We start from the raw sequence: 15639 nt of genomic DNA on the forward strand, positions 1-15639 counted from the left end.
GGAGTATGGCAGGTTAAATCGGTTCCGCTGGGGGCGCGGCATTTGCGCTCACTCGATCCCCATGCGCCTTTTGGCGCGATGCGCCGAACCGTCACGCATGGCCCAACGCAGTACCGGGGCGGTGCGGCTTAGCCCCAAACGGATCATGCGCTGCTGCAGCGGGCCCTGATGCAGGCCGAGCATGGCCTGGGCCCAGGCCGGCAACAGGTCGATACCCGCTTGCAGCATCAACCTGCCAACCGGCTGGGCAAGACGGCTCGGTGCAGGGGCCTGAAGCAGGATCTCGATCACTTCCAGGCTGCGCGCGTCGCAGTGCAGTTGAGGGCGCATACGCTGCAGGTACTCGTCGACCTGCTGGCATGAACGGGGCACATCGCGGGCGCCGAGGCGTTCGGCGATCAGGGCGATTTCGTCGTAATAGGCATCCTGCTCGGTGCGTGACAGCTGCGGGTCGCGATAGCGCAGGTGGGCCGCGAGGAAGCTGCTGACTTCGGCCACATGTACCCAGGTCAGCAGATCGGGGTCGCTGGCAGCGTATGGACGGCCATCGGGCGCAGTCCCGGTCACTTGCAGGTGAATGGTGCGCACCTTGTCGATCAGCCACTCGGCGTCACGGGTCGAGCCGAATGTCGTGCCCGAAATGAATTGGCTGGTGCGGCGCAAGCGGCCGAGCAGGTCGTGGCGAAAGTTGGAGTGGTCCCACACGCCCGCCAGTGCCAGCGGGTGCAGCAGTTGCAGCATCAGGGCGCTGATACCGCCAACCAGCATGCTGGGGAAATCGCCATGCACCCGCCAGCTCATGCTGTGCGGGCCGAACAGGCCGGGGTCACCTTTGGGGGATTCCAGGTCGAGCTGGCCGAGGGCCAGCCCGGTGAGGCTCATGACCTGGGTTTCGATACGGCGGCGTAGGGCTTCCATGGTGACCTGTCGTTCAGGGCGGCCATGAACAGGTGCCGCCGGCTATTGGTTGAGGCGTTTGTCGATCAACCCCTGCACCACGCTCGGGTCAGCCAGGGTCGAGGTGTCGCCCAGGGTGTCGAGTTCGTTGCAGGCGATCTTGCGCAGTATACGCCGCATGATCTTGCCCGAGCGGGTCTTGGGCAAGGCCGGCGCCCACTGGATCAGCTCGGGTTTGGCGAAGCTGCCGATTTCCTTGCTGACCAGTGCCAACAGTTCGGCTTTCAGGGCATCGTCCGCTGTCACGCCGTTCATGGTCGTCACGAACGCATACACACCCTGGCCCTTGAGATCATGGGGGTAACCGACCACTGCGGCCTCGGCGACGCTTTCATGCAATACCAGTGCGCTTTCCACTTCAGCGGTGCCGATGCGGTGGCCGGAAACGTTGATCACATCATCGATGCGGCCGGTGATCCAGTAGTCGCCATCGGCATCGCGCCGGGCACCGTCGCCGGTGAAGTAATAGCCGGGGATGGGTTTGAAGTAGGTGTCGACCATGCGTTGGTGGTCGCCGTAGACGCTGCGGATCTGCCCCGGCCAACTCGCCTTTATCGCCAGCAGGCCGGCGCCGGGCCCTTCGATCAGCTTGCCTTGGTCATCCAGCAGCACCGGTTGCACGCCGAACATGGGTTGTGTCGCACAACCTGGCTTGAGCTTCTGCGTGCCGGGCAGCGGGGTGAGCATGATGCCGCCGGTTTCGGTCTGCCACCAGGTGTCGACGATGGGGCAGCGTTTTTGGCCGACTTCCTCGAAGTACCATTCCCACGCCTCTGGGTTGATCGGCTCGCCGACGCTGCCGAGCAGGCGCAGGCTCTTGCGCGACGTACCCTGCAACGGGCCAGAGCCTTCACGCATCAGAGCGCGCAGTGCGGTGGGCGCGGTATAGAAAATATTGACCTTGTGCTTGTCCACCACCTGCCAGAACCGCGAGGTGTCCGGGTAGTTGGGAACACCCTCGAACATCAGTGAAACCGCGCCGTTGGCCAGCGGGCCATAGACGATGTAACTGTGGCCGGTGACCCAGCCCACGTCGGCGGTGCACCAGAACACCTCGCCGTCACGGTAGTCGAACACCACCTTGAAGGTCATGGTGGCCTGCAGCAGGTAACCGGCGGTGGTGTGCAGCACGCCCTTGGGCTTGCCGGTGCTGCCGGAGGTGTAGAGGATGAACAGCGGGTCTTCGGCCTCCATGGGTTCAGGTGGGCAGTCGTCACCCGCGTTTTCCGTTGCCTGGTCATACCAGAGGTCGCGGCCCTCGCTCCAGGCCACATCGGTACCGGTACGGCGCACCACCAATACGCTGCTGACGTCCGGGCAACTGGCCATTGCCTTGTCGACATTCTGCTTGAGCGGGATGCGTTTGCCGCCGCGTACACCCTCATCGGCGGTGATCACGGTGCGGCAGTCAGCATCGAGAATGCGGTCGCGCAACGCATCCGGGGAAAAACCGCCGAACACCACCGAGTGGATCGCGCCGATCCGCGTGCAGGCAAGCATGGCGTAGGCAGCTTCGGGAATCATCGGCATATAGATGCATACCCGGTCGCCTTTCTTCACGCCACGTGCCTTGAGTGCATTGGCCAGGCGACAGACCTGGCGGTGCAGCTCTTGGTAGGTGATGGCCTTGGAGTCCGCAGGATCGTCGCCTTCCCACAGCAGGGCGGTCTGCTCGCCGCGTTGGGCCAGGTGGCGATCGATGCAGTTGTAGCTGACGTTCAGCTGGGCACCTTCGAACCAGCGGGCTTCGCCGGTCTTGAGGTCGCATTGCTGTACCCTGGACCACGGTTTGATCCAGGCCAGGCGTTTGGCCTGTTCGGCCCAGAAGGTGTCGGGGGCTTCGACCGACTGGCGGTAGAGGCGGCTGTAGTCGTCGGTAGAAAGGCTGGCGGACTGGCTGACGGCCAGGGCCTGGGGGTAGTCGCGTATATCGAACATGGCAGGTGGTCCTTTGCTCTTGTCGGGGCGGTGGACTGCAACGGCTATTCGATTGGACAGTGTAGCTGGAAGAGGTGTTCAACCTGTGCCGGCGTCTTCGCGGGCTGGCCACGAAGACGCCGGCATCGGTCAGCCGCGGTGACGGCCGCGGAAGTAGTTGATCAGGCCCTGGGTGGAACCATCTTCGGCGCTGTCTTCCAGGCTGCCGACGATACGCTGGTAGACACCCTTGCCCAGCTCCTTGCCCAGTTCCACACCCCACTGGTCGAAGGCGTTGATGCCCCAGATCACGCTCTGTACGAACACCTTGTGCTCATACATCGCCACCAGCGCGCCAAGGCGGCGCGGGCTGATGCGCTCGACCACAAGGGTGTTGCTCGGGCGGTTGCCCGGGATCACCTTGTGTGGAGCGAGCTGTTCGATGTCGGCTTCATTCAGGCCCTTTTGGCGCAATTCGGCCTCGGCCTCCTCACGCGTTTTGCCCAGCATCAGCGCCTGGCTTTGCGACAGGCAGTTGGCGTACAGCCACTGATGGTGGTCGGCAACCGGGTTGAAGCTCACCACCGGGACAATGAAGTCGGCCGGGATCAGCTGGGTGCCTTGGTGCAGCAACTGGTGGTAGGCGTGCTGGCCGTTGCAGCCGACGCCGCCCCAGATCACCGGGCCGGTATCGGTCTTCACTGGCGTACCGTCGGTCAGCACGCTCTTGCCGTTGGACTCCATGTCCAGCTGCTGCAAGTGTTTGGTGATGTTGCGCAGATAATGATCGTAAGGGAGGATCGCGTGGCTGCGGGCACCCCAGAAATTACCGTACCAGACGCCCAGCAGGGCCAGCAGCACCGGCATGTTCTTCTCGAACGGCGCGGTCTGGAAGTGCTGGTCCATGGTGTAGGCACCCGACAGCAGTTCCTTGAAGTTGGCGGTACCGATGGCCAGGGCAATCGGCAGGCCGATGGCCGACCACAGCGAATAGCGCCCGCCGACCCAGTCCCACATGGGGAAGATGTTCTCTTCGCGGATGCCGAAGGCTACGGCGGCAGCCTTGTTGCTGGAAACGGCGATGAAGTGGCGATACAGCTCGGCTTCCGAACCGCCCTGGGCCAGGTACCAGGTACGCGCGGCCATGGCGTTTTTCAGGGTCTCGAGGGTGTTGAACGACTTGGACGAGACGATGAACAAGGTGGTTTCGGCGCGCAGGTTGGCCGACAGCTCATGGAACTCACTGCCATCGATGTTGGCCAGGTAGTGGCAGCGCACGCCGCGCTGGGCGTAGGGCAGCAGCGCCTCGGAAACCAGTTCAGGGCCCAGGAAAGAACCGCCGATGCCGATATTGACCACATCGGTGATCGGCTTCTCACTGTAGCCACGCCACAGCCCGTCATGGATACGCCCCACCAGCTCGGTGATCTGGTTGAGTACCTTGTGCACCTCGGGCATCACGTTGACGCCGTTGACGCTGAGCTTGTCACCCACCGGGCGGCGCAGGGCGGTGTGCAGCACCGGGCGGCCTTCGGAGGCGTTGATGATTTCGCCGCTGAACATCGACTTGATCGCATCCTGCAGGCCGACTTGTTCGGCCAGCTGCACCAGCAGGTCGCGGCTTTGTTCGTTGATCAGGTTTTTCGAGTAGTCGAGGAACAGGCCGCAGCAGCTCAGGGAAAACTCGTCGAAGCGCTTGGAGTCGGCGGCGAAGGCTTCGCGCATGCTGAAATCCTGCATGGCGTCGCGGTGCTGCTGGAGGGCCTGCCAGGCTGGCAGGGCCGTAACATCATGGGGTGTCCGGTAATACGCCATTGCGCAGAATTCCTTGTTGCGTAGTGTGGCCTTGGACAGGGGCGTCATGGCCAGGTTCAGGCAGGCCATCATTATAGGCATTGGTTGCGCGCAGGGAATGGGGCGGGGAGGGGAATTTGGGGCTGCAGGGCAGCCCCCCGGCATCACGCAGTTTTTTCGTCCAGGTGCACGTAAAGGTTGTCGATAAGCCGCGTGTTACCCAGGTAGGCCGCCACCAGAATCACCAGGTCCCGGTCATCGACCATCGCTGGGCGAAGGGTCAGCGCATGGCGTACCTGCAGATAGTCCGGGCGCAGGCCGGCCGCTGTCAGCTGAGCCTGCCCATCGGCAACCAGCGCTGCAAAGTCGCGCTGGCCACGGCGGATGGCGTCGCCGATCTGCTGCAGCGTGCGGTAAACAACCGGGGCGGTAGCACGCTGTTCTGCCGTCAGGTAACCATTACGCGACGACAGCGCCAGGCCATCCTCGGCGCGCACGGTCGGCTCGCCGATGATCTGGATCGGCATGTTCAGGTCACGCACCATGGCGCGAATCACCGCCAGTTGCTGGTAGTCCTTTTCGCCGAACACCGCGAGATCGGGCTGAACCATGTTGAACAGCTTGCTGACCACGGTGGCTACGCCCTCGAAATGCCCCGGGCGGCTTGTGCCACACAGGCCTTCGGAAAGGTTCGGCACGCTGACGCGGGTCTGCACGGCCATACCGTCGGGGTACATCTCTTCGACAGTGGGAGCGAACAGCAGATTGCAGCCAGCCTGGAGCAGGCGCTCTTGGTCGGCGGCGAGGGTGCGTGGGTACTTGTCGAGGTCTTCGTTGGCGCCGAACTGCAGCGGGTTGACGAAGATGCTGGCAACGACGAAGTCGGCACGTTGGGCCGCTGTGGTCACCAGCGCAGCATGGCCGCTGTGCAGGTTGCCCATGGTTGGCACGAAGCCGATACGCTTGCCCTCGCCACGGGCGCGCGCAATGGCTGCGCGCAGTTCACGGACGGTCTTGACTGTGTTCATGCGCTGAATCCGTGCTCGCTCGCTGGGAAACTGACGTCTTTGACAGCCTTGACGTAGGCGGTAAGTGCGCTCGCGATGTCCGGTTGGCCGACCATGAAGTTCTTCACGAACTTTGGTACCCGACCGCTAAGGGACAAGCCCAGCATGTCGTGCAGGACCAGCACCTGGCCGTCGGTAGCGTTGCCGGCTCCGATGCCGATCACTGGGATGCTCACGGCCTGGGTAATCTCTGCGGCCAATTCGCTAGGTACGCATTCGAGCAACAGCATGGCGGCGCCGGCCTGTTCCAGGGCGATGGCATCGGCGCGCATCTGCCGTGCCTGGGCTTCCTGGCGCCCCTGCACTTTATAACCGCCCAGAACGTTGACGGTTTGCGGGGTCAGGCCCATGTGAGCGCACACCGGCACACCGCGCTCGGCCAGCAGGCGAATGGTCTCGCCCAGCCAGGCAGCGCCTTCAAGCTTGATCATGTGGGCGCCGGCCTGCATCAGCGTGGCGCAGTTGGCGAAGGCCTGCTCGGGGGTGGCATGGGCCATGAAGGGCAGGTCGGCAAGAATCAGCGCACCCTCGTTGCCGCGTTTGACGCAGGCGGTGTGGTAGGCCATTTCCGCCGTGGTGACGGGCAGCGTGCTGTCATGGCCCTGCAGGACCATCCCCAAGGAGTCGCCCACCAGCAACACTTCGACGCCGGCCTGGCTTGCAGCCTTGGCAAAGGTAGCGTCGTAGCAGGTCAGCATGGTGATCTTTTCACCCTTGGCCTTGAGGCCGTGCAGGGTGGTCAGGGTTACTTCAGGCATGTAGGAAAATCCTCGTTCAGGCGCTGTGAAAAACGACCGCCAACAACGCGTGTAGTCATCTTCCGGAGCGGCACATCATCGCGTGTGATGTTCGGGGCACAGGTCCGTCCGGGCCTAAATACGGGTATGCGGCACTTTGGTGCCACACGGGACGCCTATAGTCGTGAGCGAGGTGGGGGAAGTCAATCACCCTGTTACCGCATTGTTACGAACAGGGTGTTACTGGCGTTACCGCCCTTGGAGAAAGGCCCCAAGCGCCTGGGCTACAGGCGTTCCAGGCCGACAAACGGGCAGGCTTGGAGCAACTGGGCAAGCGGGCGGCCGTCGGCCAGGTGAAAGTCGTCTGCCACCAGTTCGGCCAGTGGGTACAGCACGAAGGGGCGGGCATGCATGTGGTAGTGCGGCACCTGCAGGCGTGGCACATCGATGACGTGGTCGCCGAACAGCAAGATGTCCAGGTCGAGCGTGCGTGGGCCCCAGCGTTCCTTGCGTACACGGCCCTGTTCATTCTCGATGGCCTGCAGGGCGTCCAGCAGGTCCAGGGGGGCGAGAGAGGTATCCAGGGCGGCGACGGCGTTGGTGTAACGCGGCTGGCCAGGCAGCAGGGAGTCGCTGGTGTACAGGGCTGAGGCCGCCACCAGACGGGTGCTCGCGACCCGGTCCAGCGCCTGCAGGGCGTTGCCCAGTTGCTCGGCAGGCGCATCCAGGTTGCTGCCAAGGCCGATGTAGGCGCGAGTGGTCACTCGAACGCCTCATCGCCACCACGTTTGCGCTTGCTGTTGCTGCGCTTGCGCTTGCGTGGGCCGGCCCCGGTGCCTTCATCACGGCTGCCCAGCTCGCGGATCATCTCGCGGCGCTCGGAGTCGTTGGCATCCTGGTAATCGGTCCACCACTGGCCAAGGTCGTCGGTTTCTTCGCCTGCGCTCTCGCGCAGCAGGAGGAAATCGTAGCCGGCACGGAAGCGTGGGTTGTCGAGCAGCAGGTCGGCGCGTTTGCCGCTGCGTCGTGGCAGGCGCTCCTGCATGTCCCAGATCTCGCGGATAGGCAAGGTGAAACGCTTCGGAATGGCAATGCGCGCACACTGTTCGGCAATCAGGTCGTGGGCTGCGCCATTCATGGCCGGGATCGGCGGTACACCCTGGTTTTGCAGGTGCAGTACGCGGCTTGGCAGGGCTGGCCAGAGCAGGGCGGCGAACAGGAAGGCCGGGGTCACCGGTTTGCCTTGCTTGATACGCAGGTCAGTGTTGCTCAGCGCCTGGCTGATCAGGGTATGGGTGTAGGTCGGGCGCTCTTCCAGTGCATGCGCGCTGGCCGGGAACAGCGGCTCGAACAATGCCAGGTCGACCAGCATCTCGAAGACGATCGCGCCTTGGCCGGACAGGAACAGCTTGAGGCATTCCTCGAACAGCCGCGCAGGCGGGATTTCGCGCAGCAGCGGTGCCAGGCCGCGGATCGGCTGGAAAGTGTGCTTTTCGATGCCGAAGTCGAGTTTGGCGGCAAAACGCACCGCACGCAGCATGCGTACCGGGTCTTCCTGGTAGCGATGCGTCGGGTCACCGATCAGGCGCAACAGGCGGTTGCGTACGTCGTGCACGCCGTTGGCGTAATCGAGGACGCGTTCGCTGACCGGGTCGTAGTACAGGGCGTTGATGGTGAAGTCGCGGCGTTGCGCGTCCTCTTCCAGGCTGCCATATACGTTGTCACGCAGAATGCGACCACTGGCATTGTGCGACGAGCGGTGACTGTCACCTTGGTCGTCTTCTGAGTGATGGGCACGGAAGGTCGCGACTTCGATGATTTCACGGCCGAAATGCACGTGAACCAGCTTGAAGCGACGGCCGATGATGCGCGCATTGCGGAACTCGGCACGTACCTGCTCAGGTGTTGCGCTGGTGGCGACGTCGAAGTCCTTGGGCGTGATGCCCAGCATCAGGTCGCGCACGCAACCACCGACCAGGTAGGCCTGGTAGCCCGCGCCTTGCAGGCGCTCGACGATATTCACCGCATGGCGGCTGAACTGGTGGCGCTGCAGCGAGTGTTGGCTCTTGTTGATCACCTCAGGCGTGGTGCGCTTGTGGTGCTGGCCCGGTACGGGAGGGCGGAAAGACTGGAACAGCTTCTTCAGCATGGGATGCACTGTGTGAAGGAATGTTCGGCCAAGAATAGGAGAATGGCCGCATGATGGGCGGGGATTCTAGCATTTACTCGGGGAATGGTGTAGGCGGTAGCAGGATGGACTGCCAGAAGGGAGAAACGACAAGGGGAGCCTAAGCTCCCCAAGAAGTCGTTGCGTGCTCTTATTGTTTTTATGCCGGGCTTCTTGTTTTTGTTGAGTGCCCTGCCCACAAATCTCAAAGCTTGTGGACGACCCCCAATCCAGGGGTTAAGAGCAAACGGATTGCTTTGGCCGCTGATGTCACGCTGATCATTCGATCCAACCAGTTCAGGCGCTGCTTTTTAGTGCAGTTTTTGTTGTTCTCTGCCTGGTCGTGGGGCAAGCCCCAAACACGCATCCTCTCCAAAAGAATCAGTTAGCTGCGCCTCCGCCGTCTTGTTTTTATTGTGCGTGAGCCGTTTCGTCTTGTTCTTATTCTGAGTTGCAGTGCTTGTTATTGTTCTTGTACTGAACATATAGCAGGTGGCGTGCCAACTTTTGCAAACCCAATGAAATCAATGGTTTGGCGGGTTTTTGAGAAGGCTGGCGGGTGGTAAATGTCGGAATTTCGTTACCGTACGCCTCGGGAACTGTTACGGCGCAAAGATTGGGTAACAGATTTTTGCGGTACTGATGTGTTACCACGGGTTGCCGCGACGCTGTTCAGCGTCCAAGCGATCAAGCGCCGCGCGGGCGGCGCTCGATCTGACTGGCGCCACCTTTGTTGCGGCGTGCACCATCGGAGTCGATCATTCGCTGGTAGCGTTGCTCTTGCGGCGCGGTATGCCCAGGCGCTGACGGCGCTCCCACAGGCACTTGCGGCTGACCCCGAGCTTGCGGGCAAGCTCGGTTTCGGTCATGTGGTCCTGGTGCTCAAGCACGAAATGCTGGAAGTAGTCTTCCAGCGACAGATCCTCGGTCGGCTCATGGCTGGCGTTGCTGGCAGCGCCAGCGGCCATCGCCTTGTCGAGAAGGTCGTCATCGTCCATATCGCTCAGCTCGATATCGATACCCAGCAGTTCTGCCGATATTTCCGCGCTCTCGCTCAGAATCACCGCACGCTCTACGGCGTTCTCCAGTTCGCGCACGTTGCCCGGCCAGCTGTAATGACGAATGGCTTGCTCGGCTTCAGGCGAGAAGTGCAGGTCGTCACGACCGATGCGCGCGCTCTGCCTGGCGAGGAAGGCGCTGGCGATCTCGTTGACGTCACTGCCGCGCTCGCGCAGGGCTGGCAATTTCAGGGCGATCACATGCAGGCGATAGTAAAGGTCTTCACGGAATTGCCCAGCCTTGGCCAGGTTTTTCAGGTCGCGGTGGGTCGCGGCAATCAGGCGCACATCGACTTTTTGCGACTGTACCGAACCCACCCGGCGGATTTCGCCCTCCTGCAGTACGCGCAGCAGACGGGCCTGGGCTTCCAGTGGCAGTTCACCGATCTCATCGAGGAACAGGGTGCCGCCGTCTGCCGCTTCCACCAGGCCGGCACGCCCGGCGCTGGCACCGGTGAACGCGCCTTTTTCGTGGCCGAACAGTTCCGACTCGATCAAGGTTTCGGGAATGGCCGCGCAGTTCACCGAGATCATCGGCGCTTTGGCGCGCCGTGACAGGTTGTGCAGGGCACGGGCTACCAGTTCCTTGCCGGTACCGGACTCGCCCTGGATGAGCACATTGGAATCGGTGGGCGCCACCTTGCGGATCTTGCTGTACATATCCTGCATGGGGGGGCAGGAGCCAATGATGCCGATCTCGCCGTTGGCAGATGCCGGGGCGCCTTTGTCGGCAGGCGCTGCCTTGCCGTTGCTGCGTGGCTCGGCGGCTGGGGTGGGTGCCGGCGCACTCTGCCGGTCGCGCAGGATGCGCGCCACGGCCTGGAGCATTTCGTCGTGGTCGAAAGGCTTGGCGATGTAGTCCACCGCGCCCATCTTCATCGAGTCCACCGCCGAGCGCAGGCTGGCGTAACTGGTCATGATCAGCACCGGGGTGCCTTGGCCGAGCTTGATCAACTCGGTTCCCGGCGCGCCGGGCAGGCGCAGGTCGCTGACGATCAGGTCGAAGGTGGCAATGCTGAAGCGTTCCTGGGCTTCCTGCACCGAGCCGGCTTCGCTGACCTGGTACTGGTTCCGCTCAAGCAGACGACGCAAGGCCGAGCGGATGATGGTTTCGTCTTCGACGATCAGAATATGCGGCATTGATTCAATTCTCTCGACGGTCTCGAATTTCAGGGGACGTCGCTACGACATGCCGGGGCAGGGTCACGCGGATCCGTGTGCCACGTTGCCGTTCGATGTCGGCCGGGCTGTCGATGGTGATTTGCCCATAATGCTCTTCCACGATGGAATAGACCAGAGCGAGCCCCAGTCCGGTTCCTTCGCCCGGGTCCTTGGTGGTGAAGAAAGGTTCGAACAGGCGGTCCATGATGTTCTTCGGAATCCCACTGCCTTCGTCCTCGACGATCAGGTCGACGGTGTGCTCGCTGACTTCGGTGCGTACCCGCACGGCGCTGCCGGGCGGCGAAGCATCGCGCGCGTTGGAGAGCAGGTTGATCAGGACTTGGGCCAGGCGCTGGGGGTCCCCCTCGGCCCAGTGGTCGGGGTCGCAGAGGTTGAAGAACTGTACTTCGAAATTGCGCCGGTTCAACGCCAGCAGACCGATGGCATCCTGGGCCACTTCAGCCAGGCACACCGGCTCTTCGCTGTTCTGGTGGCTACCGCCGGCATGGGCAAAGCTCATCAGCGACTGCACGATGCGCGACACCCGTTTGGTCTGTTCGAGTATCTGGCTCGACAATTCGATGATCTCGCCGTCCCCTTCGCGCTCCTCGCGCAGGTTTTGCGCCAGGCAGGCGATGCCGGTGATCGGGTTGCCGATCTCGTGGGCCACGCCCGCAGCCAGGCGGCCGATACTGGCAAGACGCTCGGAGTGCACCAGCTTGTCTTCCAGGGCCTGGGTCTCGGTGAGGTCTTCGACCAGCAGCACCAGGCCGCTGTTGCCGGGTGCCAGGGGCTCATCGATGGCTGCCTTGTGCAGGTTCAGCCAGCGCGGCTGCCCGTCCAGTACCAGGCGCTGCTTGTGCAAGTGCTCATCAGGCACGTTGATGAAACCTTGCAGCAGGCCGCGCCAGGGTTCATCGATGGTTACCAGGCGCGACCCTACCACGTGCTTGGCGGCGATGCCGGTCAGCTCCTCCATGGCCTTGTTCCACATCAGGATTTCCTGGTCCTTGGCCAGCGAGCAGACGCCCATGGGCAGCTCCTGCAGGGTCTGGCGGTGGTAGCGGCGCAAGGCATCGAGTTCAGCAGCCAGGCCCGTCAGGCGCGAGTGGTAGTCTTCCAGGCGGCTTTCGATGAAGTGAATGTCTTCGGTGACGTAGTTCTCGTTGCCAGACTTGTAAGGCAGGAAGGTTTCGACCATGTCCTGGGCCACGCTCGGCCCCATCAGGCCCGAAAGGTTGGCCTCGATGCGGTCACGCAGGCGGCGCAGGGCATAGGGGCGGCGCTCGTCGAACGGCAGGTAGAGGTCACGCAGGGCTTGTTCGACTTCCTTCTGTGCAGCCTTGGCACCCAGTGGCTTGGCCAGTTGGGTGGCGAATTCCTGCGGTGAAGCAGCATGCAGCTCGCGGCGCTGGGGGCGGCGCACGTTGTCCACCGCGCATGCTTCAGCGGCGCTGACTTCCTCGCTGCTGGCGTTGGTGAACAGTGAAATCAGCGTGAACAACAATACGTTGGCGGCCAGCGAGGCAATTGCCGCCATGTGCCAGCTGGTGTCGTCGAGCACATAGATCATGTCCAGCAGCGGGATGTAGAAGCCCTGCAGATTGCCCAGCAGGGGCAGCAGCATGGTCACCATCCATACCAGGGTGCCGGCCAGCAGGCCGGCGATGAAGCCGCGGCGGTTGGCGGTCGGCCAGTACAGCACCGACAGCACCCCAGGCAGGAACTGCAAGGTGGCGACGAAGGCGACGATGCCCAGGTTGGCGAGGCTCTGGTGGGTGTTCTGGTTCAGGTAGAACATGAAGCCAGCGGTGATGATGGCGACTATCAGCGCGCGGCGGGTCCATTTCAGCCAGCGGTAGATGTTGCCTTCGGCCGGTGGCTGGTACAACGGCAGCACCAGGTGGTTGAGCGCCATGCCAGACAGCGCCAGGGTGGTGACGATGATCAGGCCGCTGGCGGCAGACAAGCCACCGACATAGGCCAGCAGTGCCAGCGCCTTGTTGTTGGCGGCGATACCAAGGCCCAGTGTGAAGTACTCGGGGTTGGTGCTGGCACCCAGGCGCAGGCCTGCCCACAGCACCAGCGGCACGGCCAGGCTCATCAACAGCAGGAACAGCGGCAGGCCCCAGCTGGCGCTGACCAGCGAGCGCGGGTTGAGGTTTTCGGTGAAGGCCATGTGGTACATGTGCGGCATGACGATGGCCGAGGCGAAGAACACCAGCAGCAGGGTGCGCCATGGGCCCTCCTGCAGGGGGGTATGCAGCGCTGCCAGGGCGGTCTGGTTCTGCAGCAGCCACACTTCCAGCCCGTGCGGGCCACCAAACACGCCGTACAGGGCATACAGGCCAATGCCGCCCAGGGCCAGCAGCTTGATCACCGACTCGAAGGCGATGGCGAACACCAGCCCTTCATGCTTTTCGCGCGTGGCGATGTGGCGTGAGCCGAAGAAGATGGTGAACAGGATGATCAGCGCACAGAAGGCAAAGGCCACCCGGGCCTTGACTGGTTCACCGGTGAGAATGCTGATCGAGTCGGCCACTGCCTGGATTTGCAGCGCCAGCAGGGGCAGTACCCCGATCAGCATGAAAATGGTCGTCAGCGCACCGGCCCAGGTGCTGCGAAAGCGAAAGGCCAGCAGGTCGGCCAGTGACGACAATTGGTAGGTGCGGGTGATCTTGAGGATCGGGTAGAGCAGCACCGGTGCCAGCAGGAAGGCGCCGGACACCCCAAGGTAACAGGCGAGGAAGCCGTAGCCATACTGATAGGCCAGGCCCACCGAGCCGTAGAACGCCCAGGCGCTGGCGTAGACACCCAGCGACAGGGTGTAGGTCAGCGGGTGGCGAATGATCGAACGGGGTATCAACCCACGCTCGCTGATCCAGGCCACGCCGAACAGCACCATCAGGTACGCGGCGCTGATCAGGATCATCTGGGTCAGGCTAAAGCTCATCGGCATCTCGTTGGCTCTGCAGGATGAAGGTGACGACGATCAGGATCAGCCAGAGCAGGTAAGGGCGGTACCAGGCACCGGTCGGTTCGATCCACCAGTCCATGATGGCCGGGGAGAACAGGTAGATCCCCACGACCAGAAGCAGGACCAAACGATAGATGTACATGCTGGCCTCGATGGTTGGGCGCTGCGGGCTTGGACTTATTATTGGCGCAAATGGCTGGGGCGATGCTAGCGGGAATCGGTGGTGTTCGCCAAGGGTTTGAAATTATTGGGCTTTTGTTTTTGAGACGTTAGTTGCCTGTAATGGCCCTATCGTCGGTAAGCCCGCCCCCCACAAGTACCCACACCTATAGGTACTGCACTGTACCTGTGGGGGTCGGCTTGCCGGCGATAGGGCCGGTGATGCTTCAGTTCAACTCAGCCTCGGGCACCGTCGTTCGCTGTGCAATGGCCGCTGGCTGCCAGCGCTGGCGCGCCACGGCCAACACTTCAGCCGGCGTCGCCGTCAACAACTGGGGGTCGGCTTCCTGGCCCAATGCCCGCAACGCCCGCAACAGCAACGGCGTCGCCTGGCCAGCCTCAAGGGGCGGCGAACGGTACGACTTGCCCAGCTTGTGCCCATCAGGTTGCACGATCAGCGGAATGTGCAGGTAGCGCGGCTGGGAAAAGCCCAGCAATTCCTGCAGGTACAACTGGCGCGGCGTGTTGTCGAGCAGGTCGGCCCCGCGCACGATGTCGGTAACACCTTGCCAGGCATCATCCAGCACAACGGCCAACTGGTACGCATACAGCCCGTCGCGGCGCTGAATCACGAAATCGCCCACCTCGCGCCCAAGGTGTTGCTGGAACGCCCCTTGCACCCGATCGGTAAAGCGGTAGAGCAGTTCTGGCACCCGCAGGCGGATGGCCGCGCCTTCACGGGCATGCCCGGCGTTGCGGCAAAACCCTGGATAGATGCCGTTGTAGCCTTCGAGCTGCTTGCGCGAACAGGTGCAGGCATAGGCCAGGCCCATATTGAACAAGCGCTCGACCACTTCTGCATAAGCCGGGTGGCGCTGGCTCTGGAAGACAACCTCGCCGTCCCACTCCAGCCCATAGCGCTCCAGCGTCTGCAGGATTGCATCACGGGCGCCCGGCATTTCCCGGGGCGGGTCGGTGTCTTCCACGCGAAGCAGCCAGCGGCCATTGACCGCACGGGCGTCAAGCCAGGAGGCGAGGGCTGCGACCAGCGAGCCGAAGTGCAGAAAACCGCTGGGGGTGGGGGCGAAGCGTCCGATGTAGCGGGAGTCGTTCATGGGTGGTCGTGCGTATGAAATGAAACGGGGCGCATGATGCGCCCCGTTCGGGTAGGAGAAGGATCAGCCTTTGCCGACTGTTTTTTCCTTTTTCTCCGCGATTTCCTTGCAGTCGAAGCACAGGTCGGCAGTCGGACGGGCTTCCAGACGGCGCAGGCCGATCTCGATACCGCAGGAGTCGCACCAGCCGTACTCGTCGTCCTGAATTTTCTGCAGGGTCTTGTCGATCTTCTTGATCAGCTTGCGCTCGCGATCGCGGTTGCGCAGCTCAAGGGCGAATTCCTCTTCCTGGCTGGCGCGGTCGGCCGGGTCCGGGAAGTTGGCCGCTTCGTCTTTCATGTGATCAACGGTGCGATCCACACTGACCATCAGCTCGCCTTTCCAGGCATTGAGCAGCTTGGTGAAGTGCTTTTTCATGGGCTCGCCCATGTACGCCTCACCCTTGCTTTCGACGTAGGGCTCGACACCGTACATGGTCTGGACTTTTTGCTTTTCTACGGTGGACATGAATAGACCGCCTCTCACTCATC

At 62.6% G+C, this 15639-nt stretch carries 12 protein-coding genes; all 12 read right to left on the bottom strand.

Features of this window, described 5'->3' with window-relative positions; all coding sequences use genetic code 11:
• Positions 1-48: 48 nt before the first annotated feature.
• A complete protein-coding gene (locus EGJ09_RS07680) occupies positions 49-918 on the bottom strand; it encodes an oxygenase MpaB family protein (protein ID WP_125923558.1) in 870 nt (289 codons plus the stop codon).
• A gap of 42 nt (positions 919-960) precedes the next feature.
• Positions 961-2895: an acetate--CoA ligase gene (acs, locus tag EGJ09_RS07685; protein ID WP_125923559.1), complete on the bottom strand. Its 1935-nt coding sequence runs from the start codon at positions 2893-2895 to the stop codon at positions 961-963.
• A 129-nt stretch (positions 2896-3024) separates the two neighbouring features.
• Positions 3025-4689: a glucose-6-phosphate isomerase gene (pgi, locus tag EGJ09_RS07690; protein WP_125923576.1), complete on the bottom strand. Its 1665-nt coding sequence runs from the start codon at positions 4687-4689 to the stop codon at positions 3025-3027.
• Positions 4690-4832: 143 nt separating this feature from the next.
• Positions 4833-5696: a pantoate--beta-alanine ligase gene (gene panC / locus EGJ09_RS07695; protein WP_125923560.1), complete on the bottom strand. Its 864-nt coding sequence runs from the start codon at positions 5694-5696 to the stop codon at positions 4833-4835.
• A complete protein-coding gene (gene panB, locus EGJ09_RS07700) occupies positions 5693-6493 on the bottom strand; it encodes a 3-methyl-2-oxobutanoate hydroxymethyltransferase (protein ID WP_046788164.1) in 801 nt (266 codons plus the stop codon). Before panB ends, panC begins: the two co-directional genes overlap by 4 nt.
• Before the next feature lie 263 nt (positions 6494-6756).
• The gene (folK, locus tag EGJ09_RS07705; RefSeq protein ID WP_012312667.1) at positions 6757-7236 is read right to left on the bottom strand and encodes a 2-amino-4-hydroxy-6-hydroxymethyldihydropteridine diphosphokinase; all 480 of its coding nucleotides are present in this window, start codon (positions 7234-7236) and stop codon (positions 6757-6759) included.
• Entirely contained in the window at positions 7233-8621 is a 1389-nt protein-coding gene (locus tag EGJ09_RS07710) for a polynucleotide adenylyltransferase PcnB (protein ID WP_046788165.1), read from the bottom strand. Before EGJ09_RS07710 ends, folK begins: the two co-directional genes overlap by 4 nt.
• A gap of 776 nt (positions 8622-9397) precedes the next feature.
• On the bottom strand, positions 9398-10837 hold the full coding sequence (locus EGJ09_RS07720) for a sigma-54 dependent transcriptional regulator (protein WP_125923561.1): 1440 nt from the start codon (positions 10835-10837) through the stop codon (positions 9398-9400).
• Positions 10838-10841: 4 nt separating this feature from the next.
• Positions 10842-13817 carry a sensor histidine kinase gene (locus tag EGJ09_RS07725; protein WP_161872474.1) on the bottom strand — a complete coding sequence of 992 codons (2976 nt, stop codon included), beginning with the start codon at positions 13815-13817 and terminating at the stop codon, positions 10842-10844.
• Positions 13801-13977, bottom strand: coding sequence for a hypothetical protein (locus EGJ09_RS07730; protein ID WP_003250005.1), 177 nt, complete (start codon positions 13975-13977; stop codon positions 13801-13803). The genes EGJ09_RS07725 and EGJ09_RS07730 overlap by 17 nt, the downstream gene beginning before the upstream one ends.
• 244 nt (positions 13978-14221) lie before the next feature.
• Entirely contained in the window at positions 14222-15109 is an 888-nt protein-coding gene (gene gluQRS / locus EGJ09_RS07735) for a tRNA glutamyl-Q(34) synthetase GluQRS (RefSeq protein WP_125923562.1), read from the bottom strand.
• A gap of 63 nt (positions 15110-15172) precedes the next feature.
• Positions 15173-15616 carry an RNA polymerase-binding protein DksA gene (gene dksA / locus EGJ09_RS07740; RefSeq protein ID WP_039604811.1) on the bottom strand — a complete coding sequence of 148 codons (444 nt, stop codon included), beginning with the start codon at positions 15614-15616 and terminating at the stop codon, positions 15173-15175.
• Positions 15617-15639: the final 23 nt, after the last annotated feature.

Origin of the sequence: Pseudomonas sp. p106, from assembly GCF_003936645.1 — a bacterium.
Lineage (GTDB): Bacteria > Pseudomonadota > Gammaproteobacteria > Pseudomonadales > Pseudomonadaceae > Aquipseudomonas > Aquipseudomonas putida_E.